Annotated in this window: 16 protein-coding genes; 5 read left to right on the top strand and 11 right to left on the bottom strand. The window is 73.2% G+C overall.

Going from position 1 to position 15330, the window contains the following annotated elements:
• Positions 1-6 precede the first annotated feature (6 nt).
• Positions 7-966, bottom strand: coding sequence for a PD40 domain-containing protein (locus tag HCN51_RS26555; RefSeq protein ID WP_168012654.1), 960 nt, complete (start codon positions 964-966; stop codon positions 7-9).
• A 109-nt stretch (positions 967-1075) separates the two neighbouring features.
• On the opposite strand from HCN51_RS26555, the gene HCN51_RS26550 reads away from it, so the two are divergent.
• Entirely contained in the window at positions 1076-1540 is a 465-nt protein-coding gene (locus HCN51_RS26550) for a VOC family protein (RefSeq protein ID WP_168012652.1), read from the top strand.
• A gap of 78 nt (positions 1541-1618) precedes the next feature.
• The gene (locus HCN51_RS26545; protein WP_168012650.1) at positions 1619-3904 is read left to right on the top strand and encodes an FdhF/YdeP family oxidoreductase; all 2286 of its coding nucleotides are present in this window, start codon (positions 1619-1621) and stop codon (positions 3902-3904) included.
• A gap of 6 nt (positions 3905-3910) precedes the next feature.
• Here HCN51_RS26545 and HCN51_RS26540 read toward each other — a convergent pair whose 3' ends face one another.
• A complete protein-coding gene (locus tag HCN51_RS26540; protein ID WP_230466097.1) occupies positions 3911-4564 on the bottom strand; it encodes a Dps family protein in 654 nt (217 codons plus the stop codon).
• Positions 4565-4707: 143 nt separating this feature from the next.
• Entirely contained in the window at positions 4708-5856 is a 1149-nt protein-coding gene (locus HCN51_RS26535; RefSeq protein ID WP_168012648.1) for an FAD-dependent monooxygenase, read from the bottom strand.
• A 92-nt stretch (positions 5857-5948) separates the two neighbouring features.
• Between HCN51_RS26535 and HCN51_RS26530 the strand changes: the two genes are divergently transcribed.
• Positions 5949-6587, top strand: coding sequence for a TetR/AcrR family transcriptional regulator (locus HCN51_RS26530; protein ID WP_168012646.1), 639 nt, complete (start codon positions 5949-5951; stop codon positions 6585-6587).
• A gap of 46 nt (positions 6588-6633) precedes the next feature.
• Positions 6634-7512 carry an alpha/beta fold hydrolase gene (locus HCN51_RS26525; protein WP_168012644.1) on the top strand — a complete coding sequence of 293 codons (879 nt, stop codon included), beginning with the start codon at positions 6634-6636 and terminating at the stop codon, positions 7510-7512.
• Here the strand turns inward: HCN51_RS26525 and HCN51_RS26520 are convergent.
• The 5 genes from HCN51_RS26520 to HCN51_RS26505 all read right to left on the bottom strand — a co-directional run bounded on the left by HCN51_RS26520 (position 7509) and on the right by HCN51_RS26505 (position 12066).
• Complete coding sequence (locus HCN51_RS26520) at positions 7509-8288, bottom strand: SDR family oxidoreductase (RefSeq protein WP_168012642.1); 780 nt, start codon at positions 8286-8288, stop codon at positions 7509-7511. The genes HCN51_RS26525 and HCN51_RS26520 overlap by 4 nt on opposite strands.
• Positions 8289-8378: 90 nt before the next feature.
• A complete protein-coding gene (locus tag HCN51_RS61490; protein ID WP_277350095.1) occupies positions 8379-8501 on the bottom strand; it encodes a hypothetical protein in 123 nt (40 codons plus the stop codon).
• 102 nt (positions 8502-8603) lie between these two features.
• Complete coding sequence (locus HCN51_RS26515; protein WP_168012640.1) at positions 8604-9461, bottom strand: geranyl diphosphate 2-C-methyltransferase; 858 nt, start codon at positions 9459-9461, stop codon at positions 8604-8606.
• 34 nt (positions 9462-9495) lie between these two features.
• On the bottom strand, positions 9496-10638 hold the full coding sequence (locus HCN51_RS26510) for a family 2 encapsulin nanocompartment cargo protein terpene cyclase (RefSeq protein WP_206067836.1): 1143 nt from the start codon (positions 10636-10638) through the stop codon (positions 9496-9498).
• A 33-nt stretch (positions 10639-10671) separates the two neighbouring features.
• Positions 10672-12066 (bottom strand): family 2B encapsulin nanocompartment shell protein, encoded by a 1395-nt coding sequence (locus tag HCN51_RS26505; RefSeq protein ID WP_168012638.1) that lies wholly within the window; start codon positions 12064-12066, stop codon positions 10672-10674.
• 146 nt (positions 12067-12212) lie between these two features.
• On the opposite strand from HCN51_RS26505, the gene HCN51_RS26500 reads away from it, so the two are divergent.
• Positions 12213-13013 carry an SDR family oxidoreductase gene (locus tag HCN51_RS26500; RefSeq protein WP_168012636.1) on the top strand — a complete coding sequence of 267 codons (801 nt, stop codon included), beginning with the start codon at positions 12213-12215 and terminating at the stop codon, positions 13011-13013.
• A gap of 56 nt (positions 13014-13069) precedes the next feature.
• Here HCN51_RS26500 and HCN51_RS26495 read toward each other — a convergent pair whose 3' ends face one another.
• The 3 genes from HCN51_RS26495 to HCN51_RS26485 are packed head-to-tail and all read right to left on the bottom strand — an operon-like array spanning position 13070 to position 15327.
• Entirely contained in the window at positions 13070-13837 is a 768-nt protein-coding gene (locus tag HCN51_RS26495; RefSeq protein ID WP_168012634.1) for an alpha/beta hydrolase, read from the bottom strand.
• A 42-nt stretch (positions 13838-13879) separates the two neighbouring features.
• Complete coding sequence (locus HCN51_RS26490) at positions 13880-14683, bottom strand: maleylpyruvate isomerase family mycothiol-dependent enzyme (protein ID WP_168012632.1); 804 nt, start codon at positions 14681-14683, stop codon at positions 13880-13882.
• A gap of 47 nt (positions 14684-14730) precedes the next feature.
• On the bottom strand, positions 14731-15327 hold the full coding sequence (locus HCN51_RS26485) for a TetR/AcrR family transcriptional regulator (RefSeq protein WP_168012630.1): 597 nt from the start codon (positions 15325-15327) through the stop codon (positions 14731-14733).
• Between the last annotated feature and the right edge of the window lie 3 nt (positions 15328-15330).

Raw genomic sequence — 15330 nt, 5'->3', positions numbered from 1 at the left:
AGCCGGTCAGCTCTTGGCGCGGGCGTCGAACCAGGGATAGATGCGCTGCTTCTTGTCGGCCTTCACCAAGGTCTCGACGACCCGGCCCTTGAGGTCGACGACGCCGAAGCCGTCGCGGACCGGCGCGAGCAGGTGCCGCTCGTCGTACCAGCCGAGCACGGGCCCCCAGACGGGGCTGAAGGCGATCCTGATCCGGGTGACGGCCTTGCCGGTGCGGGTGTCCCAGACGCAAGCGGCCTTCTCCAGCGAGGTGCACGCCGTCACGAAGCGGCGGCCCGACGGGGAGAACGTGCCGAGGCCGTGGCCGACGGGACGGCCGCGTACCTGCCAGGTGCGCTTGACGGCGCCGGTGAGGTCGTACTGGCGGACGGCGGACCTGCCGTTCTTGCCCCAGCGCACCACGACGCCCTTGCTGTCGCGGGTCCACTGGAAGCCGCCGACCGTGATCAGCGCGTTCTCGATGCGGACGAAGCGGGCCTTCAGTGACGGCACGTCGACCAGCACGATGCCTTCCGAGCGCGGCTCGAAGCCCGGCTCGAAGACGTTGACGAGCAGGGTCCGCCCGTCAGGGGACCAGGTGGGCCAGGACGTGTGCAGGTAGCCGCTCCCGCGCTCGGTGTCCTCCGGGACGGGCAGCTCCACCTCGGTCGTCCGGCCGCTCTCCCGGTCGAGGAAGCGCACCGTGGGCGGGCTGGGGACGCGGGTGACGAGCGTGGCCTCCCAACGCTCGCCGGGCGAGACGGTGAGCGGGCCGTCCGCCTTGACGAACGCCTTCTTCGCCGGGCTCCACGCCCGCTCCGAGTCGGGCCTGAGCACCGAGTAGGAGGTGAGCTGGACCGGCCGGCCCGCCAGGTCGGCCACGACGCGCGCGCCGGTGCCCGGCAGCCTCGTGCCGGCGGCCGGCTGGGCGGGCGGGGCGCCGAGCGTGACGGTCAGGGCGAGCGCGGCCGCTAAGTTCGTGATCATGATGTCCTCCCAGGAATGGATCCGAAGATCATAGCCGCGGGGATGAAGTGGCGGGCCCGCCCGGTTGCACCGGAGGAACGTGACCAGAGACTTGAGGAGAGACCGGCCCATGACCACGCACCCCACCTCCCCGAACGGCCCCGTCCGCCAGCTCAGGCTGGTCGTCGAGGCGGAGGACTACGAGGCCGCGCTGGCCTTCTACCGCGACGTGCTGGGCCTGCCGGAGCAGGCCGCGTTCTCCAGCGGCGACGGCGCGCGGGTGGCGATCCTCGACGCGGGCCGCGCCACCCTGGAGATCGCCAACCCGGCGCAGAAGGCGATGATCGACGAGGTCGAGGTGGGGCGGCAGGTGGCGCCCAAGATCCGGGTGGCGTTCGAGGTGGACGACGCGGCGGGCACCACGGAGCGGCTGGTCTCGGCGGGCGCGACGGAGGTGGCGCCGCCGACCGTGACGCCGTGGGAGTCGCTCAACGCCCGCCTCGACGCGCCCGCCGGGCTGCACATCACGGTCTTCCAGGAGCTGCGCACCCTGGAGGAGCGCGAGGCGCTCGACGGGTTCGGCAAGGACGTGTAGCCCCCGTCGGATCCGGTCCGCGGGAAAAGTAGAGTTTTTGGAGGGTCGTTTCAGCATCGAGCAGCGAAGACGTGAGACATGGACAAGGTCGAAGGTCAGGACGGCGAGCACCTGTCGGTCGGGGCGCCCAAGACGTGGGCGGCCGGGCTGCCCGGCGTGCGGCACGCGCTGTCGTACGCGCTGTCGCAGACGTCGCCCCGCCGCACCGCGCTGACGCTGCTCAACCTCAACCAGGCCACCGGCCTCGACTGCCCTGGCTGCGCCTGGCCGGAGCCGGGGCGCCGGCACGTCAACGAGTACTGCGAGAACGGCGCCAAGCACGTCACCGACGAGGCCACCACCCGCCGCGTCACCCGCGAGTTCTTCCGCGAGCACCCGGTCTCCGAGCTGGCCGGGCGCTCCGACCAGTGGCTCAACCAGCAGGGCAGGCTCACCGAGCCCATGGTCAAGCGGCCCGGCGCCGACCACTACGAGCCCATCGGCTGGGACGACGCGCTCGGCCTGCTCGCCGCCGAGCTGCGCGGCCTCGACGACCCCGACCGCGCGCTGTTCTACACCTCGGGCCGGCTCGGCAACGAGGCCGCGTTCCTGCTGCAGCTCTTCGCCCGCGCCTACGGCACCAACAACCTGCCCGACTGCTCCAACATGTGCCACGAGTCCAGCGGCGTCGCCCTGATCGACACCCTCGGCGTCGGCAAGGGCAGCGTCAGCCTCGACGACATCCACGACGCCGACCTGGTGTTCGTCGTCGGCCAGAACCCCGGCACCAACCACCCCCGCATGCTGTCGGCGCTGGAGCAGACCAAGCGCTCGGGCGGCAGCGTCGTCGCGGTCAACCCGCTGCCGGAGGCCGGGCTGCTGCGCTTCAAGAACCCGCAGAAGGCGCGCGGCATCGTCGGGCGCGGCACGCCGATCGCCGACCAGTTCCTCCAGATCCGCCCCGGCGGCGACCTCGCCCTGTTCCAGGCGCTCAACCTGCTGCTGCTCCAGGCCGAGGACGAGCGCCCCGGCACCGTGCTCGACCACGCCTTCATCGAGCGGCACACCACCGGCTTCGCCGAGTTCGCCCGGCACGTCCGCGAGGTCGCCTGGGCAGACGTGCTGGCCGCCACCGGGCTGTCGCGGGAGGAGATCGAGCGCGTCCACGCCCGCGTCCTGGCCAGCGAGAAGATCATCGTGTGCTGGGCGATGGGGCTCACCCAGCACAAGCACGGCGTGGCCACCATCAAGGAGATCGTCAACTTCCTGCTGCTGCGCGGCAACGTCGGCAAGCCGGGCGCCGGCGTCTGCCCGGTGCGCGGGCACAGCAACGTGCAGGGCGACCGCACGATGGGCATCTGGGAGCGGCCCCCGAGGGCCTTCCTCGACGCGCTGGAGCGCGAGTTCGGCTTCACCCCGCCGCACAAGCACGGCCTCGACACCGTGGGCGCCATCCAGGCCATGCTCGACGGGCGGGCCCAGGTCTTCCTCGGCGTCGGCGGCAACTTCGTGCGCGCCACCCCCGACAGCGAGGTCACCGAGCGCGCCATGCGCTCGTGCCGGCTGACCGCGCACATCTCCACGAAGCTGAACCGCTCCCACACCGTCTGCGGCCAGACCGCGCTGATCCTGCCGACGCTCGGCCGCAGCGACCGCGACGTCCAGGCGGGCGGCGAGCAGTTCGTGACCGTCGAAGATTCGATGAGCCAGGTCCACGCCTCGCGTGGCCGCCTCCACCCCGCCTCCGACCTGCTGCTCAGCGAGGTGGCCATCATCAGCCGGCTGGCCCGGCTCGTGCTCGGCGACCGGCCCGACATCCCCTGGGAGACGTTCGAGGACGACTACGGTACCGTCCGCGACCGCATCTCCCGCGTCGTGCCCGGCTTCGAGGACTTCAACGCCCGCGTGGCCGAGCCCGGCGGCTTCCGCCTGCCCAACCCGGTCAGCGAGCGCGTCTTCCGCACCCCGAGCGGCCGGGCCGTCTTCTCCCGTAACCCGTTCGCGCGGCTGGAGGCCCCGCCCGGCCACCTGATCCTGCAGACGCTGCGCGCCCACGACCAGTGGAACACGATCCCGTACGCCGGCGACGACCGCTACCGGGGCATCCGGCACGGCCGCCGGGTCGTCCTCGTCAACCCCGACGACCTGGCCGAGCTGGGCATCGCCGAGCGCAGCCTGGTGGACCTGGTCGGCGTCTGGCACGACGGCGTGGAGCGGCGCGCCCCCGCGTTCACGGTGGTGGCCTACCCGACCGCGCGCGGCTCGGCCGCGGCCTACTACCCGGAGACGAACGTGCTGGTGCCGCTGGACAGCGTGGCCGACCACAGCAACACGCCCACCTCGAAGGCCGTCGTCATCCGGCTGGAGCCCGCCGGGCAGGGCTGATGCCGGCTACTTGCCGGAACGGGTGGTGCGGCGCGGCGCCCGGCCCTGCCCGTCGTGCGGCGTCTCCACGAGCGGCGTGTCCACCAGGTGCTCGACCAGGAACCAGGTCTGCAGCTCCCCGGTCCTGATCACGTCGGACACCAGCAGGTCGTTGGTGCCGTCGTCGCCCAGCTCCGCCGCCCTGGACGCGGCGTCATGCGAGGCGATGAGGATCGTCTCGTGCGCCTCGATCAGCCGCGACAACATCGCCGGCACCTCCTCGGCGCCGTTCGGAGGCCGCGGCACCACCGTGATCTCCGCGACGTGCCGGGGGTCGCCGACCGCGATGCCGCCCAGCGTCTGCACCCGCTCGGCGATCAGGTCCACCAGCTTGAGCTGCTCGTCGGCATGCTTGTCCAGCAGCAGGTGCAGCTGGTAGAACGTCGGGCCGCGCATCAGCCAGTGGTGCTTCTTGTACAAGGCGTAGAGGATCTGCGTGTCGGCCAGGATCTGGTTCAGCCGCTCGCAGGAGTACTCGCGGGCCTCGTCCGACAGGCCCAGCGGCCACGTCCTGACGGTGCCGAACTCCTGGATCTCGGTGCCGTCGACGTGCAACCACGGCTGGCTGCTCGACTGCTTCTTCGTCGTCGTCCTGGTGCTGCTTCTGGTCTTGGCGGGCACGATCATCTCCAGGTCCGGTGAGGTGTGAGCCGATCCGACCTCGAACCTTCCCGTACGTCCGGAGAACGAGCTTTAGCCCAGGCCAGCGCATGGCAAAAGTTGTCCGGCTCACGGCTCAGGGTTCGTAGCTCAGGGCTCACGGCTCAGGAGGGGAGGGCGGCCGGCGGCCTGAGCAGCCGGCGCCGCAGCCGCGTGACGAGCGGCGCCACGCGGGTGGCCAGGTCGCGGGCCGCGATGCCGGCCCTGGTGGCGGGCACGATGAGCGACGCGGCCTGCGCGATGCCGCGCTGCTTGGGCTCCACCAGGCGGCGGTGCGCCTGCTCGTACCGCTCGAAGGCGGCCCACGGGTCGTCCGGCGTGGCGGCCAGCTCGCCGGCGAGCGTGGCCGCGCCCGCCATGGCCAGCGTCGAGCCGTCGCCGAACAGCGACACGCACGACCCGGCGTCGCCCAGCAGCACGACCCGCCCGCTGGACCAGCGCGGCAGGCGGACCCGGCTCACGGAGTCGAAGTAGAGGTCGCCGGCGGTGCGCACCCGCTCCAGCAGCTCCGGCGCGCGCCAGCCCACGCCCGCGAACGCCCCGGCCAGCAGCCGCTTGTGCTGCTCGGTGTCGCGGTGGTCGAAGCCGGGCTCCTGCGGCGCGCGGTAGAGGAAGAAGGCCAGGTCGCCGGACGGCGTGGGGCTGACGGCGACGGCCCGGCCCGGGGTGTTGTGCATCAGCACGTCCCGGCCGGGGCCCGCCTGGCCGCCGATCGGGGTGGTGGCCACGTACAGGCCCATGTGGCGCACCTCGGCCGCGTCGGGGCCGAACGCCAGCCGCCGGGTCACCGAGTGCAGCCCGTCGGCGCCCACCACCAGGTCGAAGCGGCGGGGCGCGCCGCGCTCGAAGGTGACGTCCACGCCGCCGGCGTCCTGGGCGAGGGTGGCGATCGAGTCGCCGAAGACGAACTCGGCGTGGTCGCGGGCGCTCTCGTACAGGATCGAGGCGAGCGCGCCGCGCGGCAGCTCGACCTCGCCCGCGCGCTGCCCGGCGGCCAGGTCCATCCGGGCGACGGTCCGGCCATCACCGTCGACGAAGCTGAGCCCGGTGTTGCCGGTGGCGGCCTCGTGCAGCCGGGGCAGGACGCCCATGCGGGCGGCCACGTCCACGGCCGGCCCCCGCACGTCCACCGGGTTGCCGCTGGAGCGCAGGTCCGCGGCGCGCTCGACGACGGTGACCCGGAAACCGTGCCGGGCCAGCCAGTACGCGAGCGTCGGCCCGCCCACGCCGGCGCCGGAGATCAGAACGTTCATGACCCGCCTCCCACTATATGGAGGAATTACCTCCGCTTGTTTGACGGTAGCATAAGCGGAGGACAAACCTCCAGTCATGGAAGAGGGGCACGATGGCCGAGGCGCAGGGACTGCGGGCGGACGCGCGCCGCAACCGCGAGCTGATCGTGGCGGCGGCCCGCGAGCTGTTCCTGGAGCAGGGCGTGGACGTGGCACTGGAGGAGGTCGCGCGCCGGGCCGGCGTCGGCATCGGCACCCTCTACCGCCGCTTCCCCGACCGCGACGCGCTGCTGCACGCCGTCGGCGAGCAGACCCTCACCCGCCTGGCCGGCCTGGCCGAGGCCGCCTGGGCCGAGGAGCCCGACGCCTGGCACGCGCTGCGCCGCTTCCTGCGCGGCTGCGCCGAGCTGCGCCTGGGCGAGCTGTCGTCCAAGCTGGAGCCGCACCTGCACCAGCCGCTGCGCGCCGGCCACGACCTGCGCGAGCTGCGCCAGCGCTCGATCGACCTGCTGCTGCGGATGACCGAGCGGGCGCAGGCCGACGGCCACCTGCGCCCCGACATCGGCCCCGGCGACCTCGCCCTGCTGATGACCCTGCACGTCCACACCCCGCCCGGGCTGCCCGCCGGCGAGGCCGTCGCCCGCGTCACGGAGATCGTCCTGGACGGCCTGCGCGCCGGCCCCGGCGCCACCACCCTGCCCGGCACCGCGCTGAGCGGCGACGACCTCGTCCGCCACACGCAGTCCGGCTGAAATACCCGATTGCCCGGCGGCGGCCCCCGGCGGGAGGATCTCCGCCATGCCCTACTACTCAGCCCACGACGCGACCCGCCTCGCCTACCACATTTCAGGCGCTGGCGACCCGCTCATCTGCCTGCCCGGCGGCCCCATGCAGGACGCCACCTACCTCGGCGACCTCGGCGGCCTGGCCGCGCACCGGCGGCTCATCCTCATGGACCCGCGCGGCACCGGCGACTCCGACCGGCCCGGCGACCCCGCCACCTACCGCTGCGACCGGCTCGTGGACGACGTCGAAGCCCTGCGCGAACATCTCGGCCTCGACCGCGTCGACCTGCTCGGCCACTCCGCCGGCGGGAACCTCGCCGTCCTGTACGCCACCCGGCACCCCCACCGCGTCGCCCGGCTCCTCCTGATCGCGCCCAGCACCAAGGCCGTCGACCTGGAGCCCACCCCGCAGGCCCGCCTGGAGGCGGCGAAGCTGCGCGCCGGCGAGCCCTGGTTCCCCGAGGCGTTCGCCGCGCTGCAGCAGCTCCAGGCCGGCACCGCGACCGCCGCGACGTGGGAGGCCGTCGATCCCTTCATGTTCGGCCGGTGGGACGACGCGGCGCGCGCCTTCCAGAAGCTCTGCGACCGGCACCGGAACGACGAGGCCGCCGCCGTGTTCGGCGCGGAGGGCGCCTACGACCCGGAGGCGACCCGCGCGGCGCTGGGCCGCTTCGCCGCGCCGGTGCTGGTGCTCGCCGGCGAGCTCGACCTCAACACGCTCCCGTCTGCCGCCGCCGCGTACGCCGCGCTGTTCCCCGCCGCCGAGCTCGTCGTGCAACCCGGCGCGGGCCACTCGCCGTGGCTCGACGACCCGGACGCGTTCGTGACGGCGGTGACGGCGTTCCTCGAACGTTCCGGCCTCGGCGGCCGTTCCTCCGGCCGGACGTCCTAGCTGAAGCCGCCGTTGCTCAGCAGGAGCTGCCCGTTGATCCACCCGCCCTGCGGCGAGCACAGGAAGGACACCAGGTCAGCGGTGTCGCGCGGGGTGCCGAGCCGGCCCAGCGGCGTCAGGCGCCGCAGCTCCTCGCGCGTCCCGTCCGACATCCAGCCGGTGTCCACCGGGCCCGGGTTGACGGCGTTGGCGGTGACGCCGAGATGGGCCAGCTCGCGCGCGGCGGCCAGCGTGATGCGGTCGAGGGCGCCCTTGCTGGCCCCGTAGGGCAGGTTCCCCACCGTGTGGTCGCTGGTCAGGGCGATGATCCGGCCGGTGCCGTGGGCGCCGGCGAAGCGCCGGCCGTACTCGCGGATCAGCAGCCACGTGGCGCGCGCGTTGACCGCGAAGTGCCGGTCGAAGCTCTCCACGGTGGTGTCGAGCAGGCCGGAGTCGACCGACTCGCAGTGGCACATCACCAGGGCCGTCACGGGGCCGAGGCGGCGCTCGGCCTCGTCGAAGACGAACGCCGGGGCGCCCGGGTCCGACAGGTCGGCCTCGATCGCGGCGGTGGCGGCGCCGCGGGCGGTCAGGGTCTCGGCGATGGCCTCGGTCGCCCCGGCCTCGACGCCCCAGGCCATGCGCTCGTCGTACGGCGTCCAGAAGGTGAAGGCGACGTCCCAGCCGTCGGCGGCGAGCCGTTCCGCGATGCCGGCGCCGATCCCGGCCGTGCGGCCGACGCCCGTCACCAGTGCCAGCGGACGGGGAGCGCCGGGCGTGTCCTGTGCAGGTGTCACACGACATGATCCTCAAGGGCGCGACACCCGCCCGGCAACTCATTTCCAGGGGAAGAGACGGTGATCCACCGCTTCACGGCCGGAGACCTGCTACGACCCGCTCCAGCTCGCCCCCCAGCGGTGGCGCACCCCGTGGGACACGACGCGGCCCGCTCGGTGGCCGTCCGCCGCCGGCTCCTCGCGTGGGCGGCGGACGAACGCCTGCTCGTCCACGCCTGTCACCTGCCCTTAGGTGAGACGCCGGCGGCCCGGCAGGGACGCGTCGCCGCGAGGAGGGCTGCCGGGCGGAGGGGGAGGGGGCCGGGGAGAGGGGCGTCAGACGCGGTCGGCCGCGATCAGCAGGTACTGGAAGCTGCCGCTCTTGTACGCCTCCAGGAAGGCGTCCTCGATCCCGGTGGCCAGGTGCGTCCTGGCCCGCAGCTCCCAGTAGGGGATGGTGGCGGCCGTGAGGTCCACCACGCTGACCGGCACGAGGCGGTGCGCGGCCAGCTCCTTGAAGTAGGTGCTGCGCGAGTGGATGTCGCAGATGTAGTGGGCGTTGATCTGGCTGATGGCCCGGGAGGGCAGGCCGTAGGCGTCGTTGTAGCAGCCGGTGATGCAGACGTAGCGGCCGCCGCGGCGCAGCAGCCTGGAGTGCTCGGCGAACAGCAGCGACAGCTCGACGTACATGGTGCTCTCGTTGTTCCAGATGGCCTGGAAGTCGCCGGTGGGGAAGCCGGTGTCGAGCATGTTGCGGAAGTGGAAGCGCACCTTGTCGTCCACGCCGCGCTCCTTGGCCTGCTGGTTGGCGAAGGCCACCTGCGACTCGGAGATGGACACGCCGTCGACCTGGCAGCCGGTGCGCAGGTTGGCCAGGAAGCTGGAGCCGCCGCGGCCTGACCCGGCGTCGAGGACGCGGTGCTCGGGGCGCAGCGGGCCGAGATGCGCGACCAGCGTCTCGGCCTGCGTGCTCTCCAGCCGGTGCAGCTCCTTGACGACGCGCTGCTCCCTGGTCTCGGCGGGGCCGTCGAGGACGGACCAGTCCACGTCGCCGATGCCGTAGTGGTGGTGGTAGAGGCCGTCCACCTCCCCCAGGCGCAGGTTGACGGGGTTCTCCTCCGCGTTCCAGTAGTCGGCGACGGACTGCTGGTAGAGACTGCTCAGAACGGGGACTGCATTCGTGGTGACGGTCACCTCGTGCTCCTTCCTATCGCGGTCGATGACGGGGTCAGGACTGGTATCGGGTGGTGCTGCCGTGCCATTCGAGCCCGCCGGCCATCCACGCCTGCGCGCCGCGCAGGAACCGCTTCAGCTCGGGGGAGGGCAGGGCCGACAGCTCCCGCTGGCTCTGCTCGAACCCGCGGACGAACGCGTTGTGCAGGCGGACCGTGCGCTCGACGGCCTCCTCGGTCGAGCAGCCCTCCTCGGCGGCGATGAGCAGCACCACGTTGGAGTCGGGCAGCTCGTCGGCGGCCTCCTTGGCGGCCGAGTGCAGGTCGTTGACCAGCACGGAGGCGGTGCCCGCCTGCATGAGCGCGGTGTGGAAGCGCCGCTCCGCGAACAGGTGCGGCGGCAGCTCGTAACCGCCGACGATGTCGATGAGCGTCATGGAGGTGTAGAAGCTGTCGTGCTGGCGGGCCGCCAGGTAGCGCCACACGGGCGGCGGCGTCTCCAGGTAGCGCCAGGCGGCGTAGGCGTCCCAGCTCACGTACATCTGGCTCGTGATGTTGCACAGCCGCATGACCTGCGCGGACGTGGCGTGGCGGGCGGCGTGGCTGGTGGCCGAGCGCAGCGAGACCAGCACCGGGTCGTTCCTGATCGCCTCTTCGAGCTGCTCGGTGTAGCCGCCGGCGTCCGGCGGCGGGTCCATCGCCGACATGACCAGGGCCAGCCGGGGCGGCAGCTCGGTCGGCGTGGCGCCGAGGTCGGTCTCGTCGGCGTAGTAGTCGTCGGCGGCCCACCAGGCGGCGTTCATCTGCGCCGCGATGAGCAGCAGGTCGGGGTCGTCGCTGTCGCTGTGGGTGAGCATCGCCAGCCGCCCGAACCCGGTCGAGGCGAACTCCGCCATCCGCCCCTCGTGCAGCCCGATCCGCTCGGCCCACGCGACCAGCCGCCGGTCCACCTCCGCGCCGAGCGCGTCGTCCACGCGGTCGGTCTCGGGGCAGTAGAGCGGCGGGAACGTGCCGTCGCCCCAGGTCCGCTCCCCGTAGGGCAGCGGCGTCAGGACCGGGCCCCTGAAGGAGCCGGCGGAGGAGGGCGGCTCGTGCCCGTCGTTCTCCTCGAACGGGCGCCGGTAGGGCCGCAGCGCCGAGGGCAGGCTGAGCGTGTACGAGCCGAGACCCGTCGGCCCGGCGGGGATGTCAAACGGCATGACGCGCCTCCTGCTCTTCGTCGGGCGGCCGGGTCACGAGCGCGGGGCGGCGACGTCGACGTCCTCGAGGATCCCGATCGCGTCGGGCACCAGGACCGCCACCGAGAAGTAGGCGCTGACCAGGTACGACATGACGGCCTGGGCGTTGATGCCCATGAAGCGCACGTTCAGCCCCGGCTCGTACTCCTCGGGGATGCCCGTCTGGTAGAGCCCGACGACGCCCTGATCGTCCTCGCCGGTGCGCAGGGCCAGGATCGACGTGGTGCGATGCTCGGAGATCGGGATCTTGCCGCAGGGGAAGATGGGGATGCCCCGCCAGGCCGGCACCTCGTGCCCGTTGACCTCGGTGCTGCCCGCGACCAGCCCGCGCTTGTTGCACTCGCGGAAGAAGGCGGCGATCGCCTTGGGGTGGGCCAGCAGCAGCCGGGTCTTGCGGCGCATGCTGATCAGCTCGTCGAGGTCGTCGGGCGTCGGCGGGCCCGACCAGGTGTAGATGCGCTGGTCGTAGTCGGTGTTGTGGAGCAGCCCGAACTCGGGGTGGTTGAGCAGCTCCGACTCCTGCCGCTCGCGCAGCTCGTGGATGGTCAGGCGGAGCTGCTGCTCGATCTGGTTCATGGGGTCGTTGAACAGGTCGGCGACCCGGGTGTGCACGCGCAGGATGGTCTGGGCGACGCTCAGCTCGTACTCGCGGGGCTGCAGGTCGTAGTCCACGAACGTGCCGTCGATGACCGGCTCGCCGGTGTGGCCCGCCGACAGGTGCACGGCCGCCTCGCCGCGGCGGTTGGCCGGCCTGCTCAGCTTGTCGAGGTAGCCGGCCAGGTGCTCGCGCAGCGCGGCCGAGCGGTCGGCCACGCGGCGCAGCCCGTCGCGCGGCGCGAACAGCGCCGTGCACGGCGTCGTGGCCCTGAACGTGCACGGCCAGCGGGCCTCGTCGTCGGTCAGCACCTCGTCGCCGAACTGGTCGCCGTCGGCGATGACGCCGAGGAACTGGGGGTTGCCGTACCGGCCGGTGGACACGCGCTCGACGCGGCCGTGCGCGATCACCCAGGCGCCGGTGACCGGGTCGCCCTCCTCGGCGACGACGTCGCCGGGCCGCAGCTCGCGCGCCGTGAACTCGCCGGCGATGGCCGCCAGCACGCCGTCGTCGCCGAATCCGCGCAGCGCCGGGATCTCCGTCAGCGTCCCCGGTACGATCCGCGCGTCGCCGGCGCCGCCGGGCACCACGCCGACGCGCCCGCGCCCCGGCCGGTGCGTCAGGCGGCGGTTGACCCGGTAGGTGCCGCCGCGCACGTCGACCCAGGGCAGCATGCGCAGCAGCCAGCGGGAGCTGATGGCCTGCATCTGCGGGCGGGTCTTGGTCGTCGTGGCCAGGTTGCGCGCGGCCCGGGTGTCCAGGCTGAGCCGGGTTTCCGTCGGGTCCGTGGGCATTGTTCCTCCGGGGGGTCGGCTGCCAGTCGCTACTAAAAGTAGTTATATGGCCACTGAGCGTAGAGTCTCTTGATCGATAGGAAAGCTGTCGGGCAGGTGACCCCGATGTGGCCGATCAGTTACTGTCCGTGACAAGAGGAGGAAGCATGAACGACCTGTACGACCGCGTCGCGATCGTGACCGGAGCCGACTCCGGCATCGGCAAGGCCACCGCCGTGGCGCTGGCCGAGCAGGGGTTCGACGTCGGCATCACCTACCACTCCGACCGCGACGGCGCGGAGGAGACCGCCCGCCTCGTCCGCGAGCCGGGCCAGGCGGCCGCGATCCGGCAGCACGACCTCACCGATCCCGAGCGGGCCGCCGCCGTCGTGGACGAGCTGGCCGGTGAGCTGGGCGGGCTCGGCGTCCTGGTGAACAACGCCGGCACCGGCAGTCACGAGCCGCTGCTGGAGATGGGGTACGAGCGCTGGCGCCAGATCCTGGCCGTGGACCTCGACGGCGCCTTCCTGTGCGCCCAGCGGGCCGCCCGCCGCATGGTCGGCACCGGGCGGGGCGGGCGGATCGTCAACGTCACCAGCGTGCACGAGGAGTACCCGAAGATGGGCTCGGGCCCCTACTGCGCCGCCAAGGGCGGGCTGCGCATGCTCAGCCGCGTGCTCGCGCTGGAGCTGGCCGGCCATGGCATCACGGTCAACACCGTCGCGCCCGGCGAGATCGCCACCCCCATGACCGGGCAGGAGGACCTGCCGCCGCAGCGGGGCAGCCGGCCCGGCAACCCGATCCCCAGGCCGGGCGACGCCCGCGAGGTCGCGGCCGTCGTGGCGTTCCTGGCGGGGCCGGCGGCCTCCTACGTGACCGGGGCGACGGTGTTCGTGGACGGCGGCATGACGCTGATGGGCCCGCAGGGCGCCTCGGCGCTCGGCTCGGGCGACTGGCGCGAGCTGTAGGCGCCCGGGGCGAGCCGGGCTGCAGGGCGCCCGGGGCGGGTGTCGTCCACCAGCCGCTACCAGCCGCGGCCGCGCAGGAACGCGGCGCAGCGGTGCGTCCAGTCGGCGACGACCGGATCCTCATCGGCCAGCCCGAGACCGTGCCTGCCGCTCGGGTACACGTGCACCTCCTGCGCCACGCCGTGCCGGGCCAGCGCCTGCGAGAGCACCAGCGTGTTCTCGACGGGCACGGCCTCGTCATCGGCCGTGTGCCACAGGAACATCGACGGCGTGTCCGCGGTCACCCGGCTCGCCAGCGACAGCTCCTCACGCAGGGAGCCGGGGGCGTCCGCGCCGAGCAGGTTGTCGGAGGAGCCCCGGTGCGCGGCCGGGCCGGTCAGCGCGGTGACGGGGTAGCACAGCACCGCCAGGTCGGGCCGGGGGTCGGCCTCGTCCACGGCGTCGTGCGGGCCCTCCGCCAGCACAGGCCCCTTCTCGGTGGCCAGCAGCCCGGCCAGGTGCCCGCCCGCCGAGAACCCCAGCACCCCCACCCGGCCCGGATCCACCCCCAGGTCCGCGGCGTGGTGCCGGACCCAGCGCACCGCCCGTGCGGCGTCCAGGAGGGGGAGCGGGTGGCGGTGCGGCGCGATCCGGTACCGCAGGACGAACGCCGCCACCCCGAGCGCGTTCAGCCACCGGGCGACCGGCGCGCCCTCGTGGTCGGCCAGGTGCTGGTAGGCCCCGCCGGGGCACACCACGACCGCCGGTGCCGGGCCGTCACCCTCGACGGGAAAGGCGGTGATGGTGGCCTCGCCGGTCGCCGGCCACAGGGGGTGCTCGCTCATGCTGGTGCCTTTCGGTGTCGCGCGTTGCTCGAAGACGGACGATCAGTAGCCGGGGAAGACGCGGCGCAGCAGGCCGAGGTCGGCCGCGCCGGTCGTGGCGACGCCCTCCGGGGTGTGGCGGGGCGCGAGCCGGCCCGCCACCAGCCGCAGCCACGCCTCCGCCGGCAGCAGCAGCGTGCCGTCGGGCTTGTCGGGAAGGTCGGAGTCGACGGTGATCCGCTCGTCCAGCCGCAGCGTGAACTCGGTGGCCGGCTCGGTCGTGGTGACGAGCACGGCCGCGCGCTCGCCATCCAGCCGCTCCGGCTTGCCGGCCCAGCCGATGAGGCCGGGAGCCCCATCGAGGAGGTGCGGGACGGCGTCCGGGGCCAGGGTGGCGTGCTCGTCGAAGGCGACGTGGACGTCCCACGCGTGCAGGGTCAGCTCGCTGAGCCGCATCCGGCCGAGCGCCGCCACGTCGAGAGGCTCCGGCAGGAAGCCCAGGTCGACGCGGAGGTTCGCCCGCGTCTCGGCGTCCAGCGACTCGTACAGCTCGGTGAGTGCCCGGTTCGAGCGCAGGAAGCCGTCGGCGCGCAGGCGGCGCGTCATGGCGTTCCAGCGGTCCCAGACGGAGGTCATGAAGTCGCGGCCGGGGGCGGGCGCGCCCGCCAGGGCGGCCGCGAGGGTGGCGCGGCCGATCTCGGCGCCGCTGCCGAGGTGGCTCAGCACCTCCGAGACGTCCCACTCGGACGAGCCCGAGGGGCGGGCGAGGTCGTCGTCACTGAACGAGGACACGGTCGCGGCCAGGGCGTCGTGCCCGGAGCGCAGCGCGGCGATCACCGTGTCGATCACCGTGTCGGAACTGGTCATGTGGTCTCCAAGGTGCGCGGGCGCCGGCGCTCGGCGTCCGGGGTGGGTCAGCTGGTCGTCAGGGCGTTCCCGAGCACCGAGGCGACGGCGTCGCGGACGTCCTCGGGCCAGAGCGGCAGGCCGTCCGTGCCGGCGAACATGAGGTGCGCGGTGCCCACCAGCGTCGGGGCGAGCCGGCCGATGTCGGCGCCGGGCGCGATGCGGCCCAGCTCCTGCTCGGCGGTGAGGTAGCCGGACAGGATCATCCCGATCTCCGTCATGACCGGGAGCCCGCCGACCGGCCTGGCCTCACGCAGCCGGGCGCGCACCTGGTTGTGGAAGGTGACCAGGGCGACGATGGAGACGGCGACCGGGTCGAAGAGCTTGATCAGGGCGTCGGTGAGGTTGTCGACGACGGTGCCGGTGCCGGCGGAGTCCTTCAGCACGGCGCCCTGGGCCCGCATCAGGTCGATGCGGTCGAGCACGAACTCCGTGAGGAAGGCGTCGAACGACTCGAAGTGCCGGTGCAGCACCCCCTTGGCGCAGCCGGCCTGCGCGGTGACCGCCCGGCTGGTCAGCGCGTCGGGGCCGCCCCGCCGCAGCACCTCCTCGGCCGCGGTGAAGAGCTGCTCCCGCGGGTCGCGCAGGTGTACGCCGGTCGGCATCGT

Origin of the sequence: Nonomuraea composti, from assembly GCF_012034275.1 — a bacterium.
In the GTDB taxonomy this organism is placed as follows: domain Bacteria; phylum Actinomycetota; class Actinomycetes; order Streptosporangiales; family Streptosporangiaceae; genus Nonomuraea; species Nonomuraea composti.
This window is presented reverse-complemented; position numbering and strand designations above follow the sequence as displayed.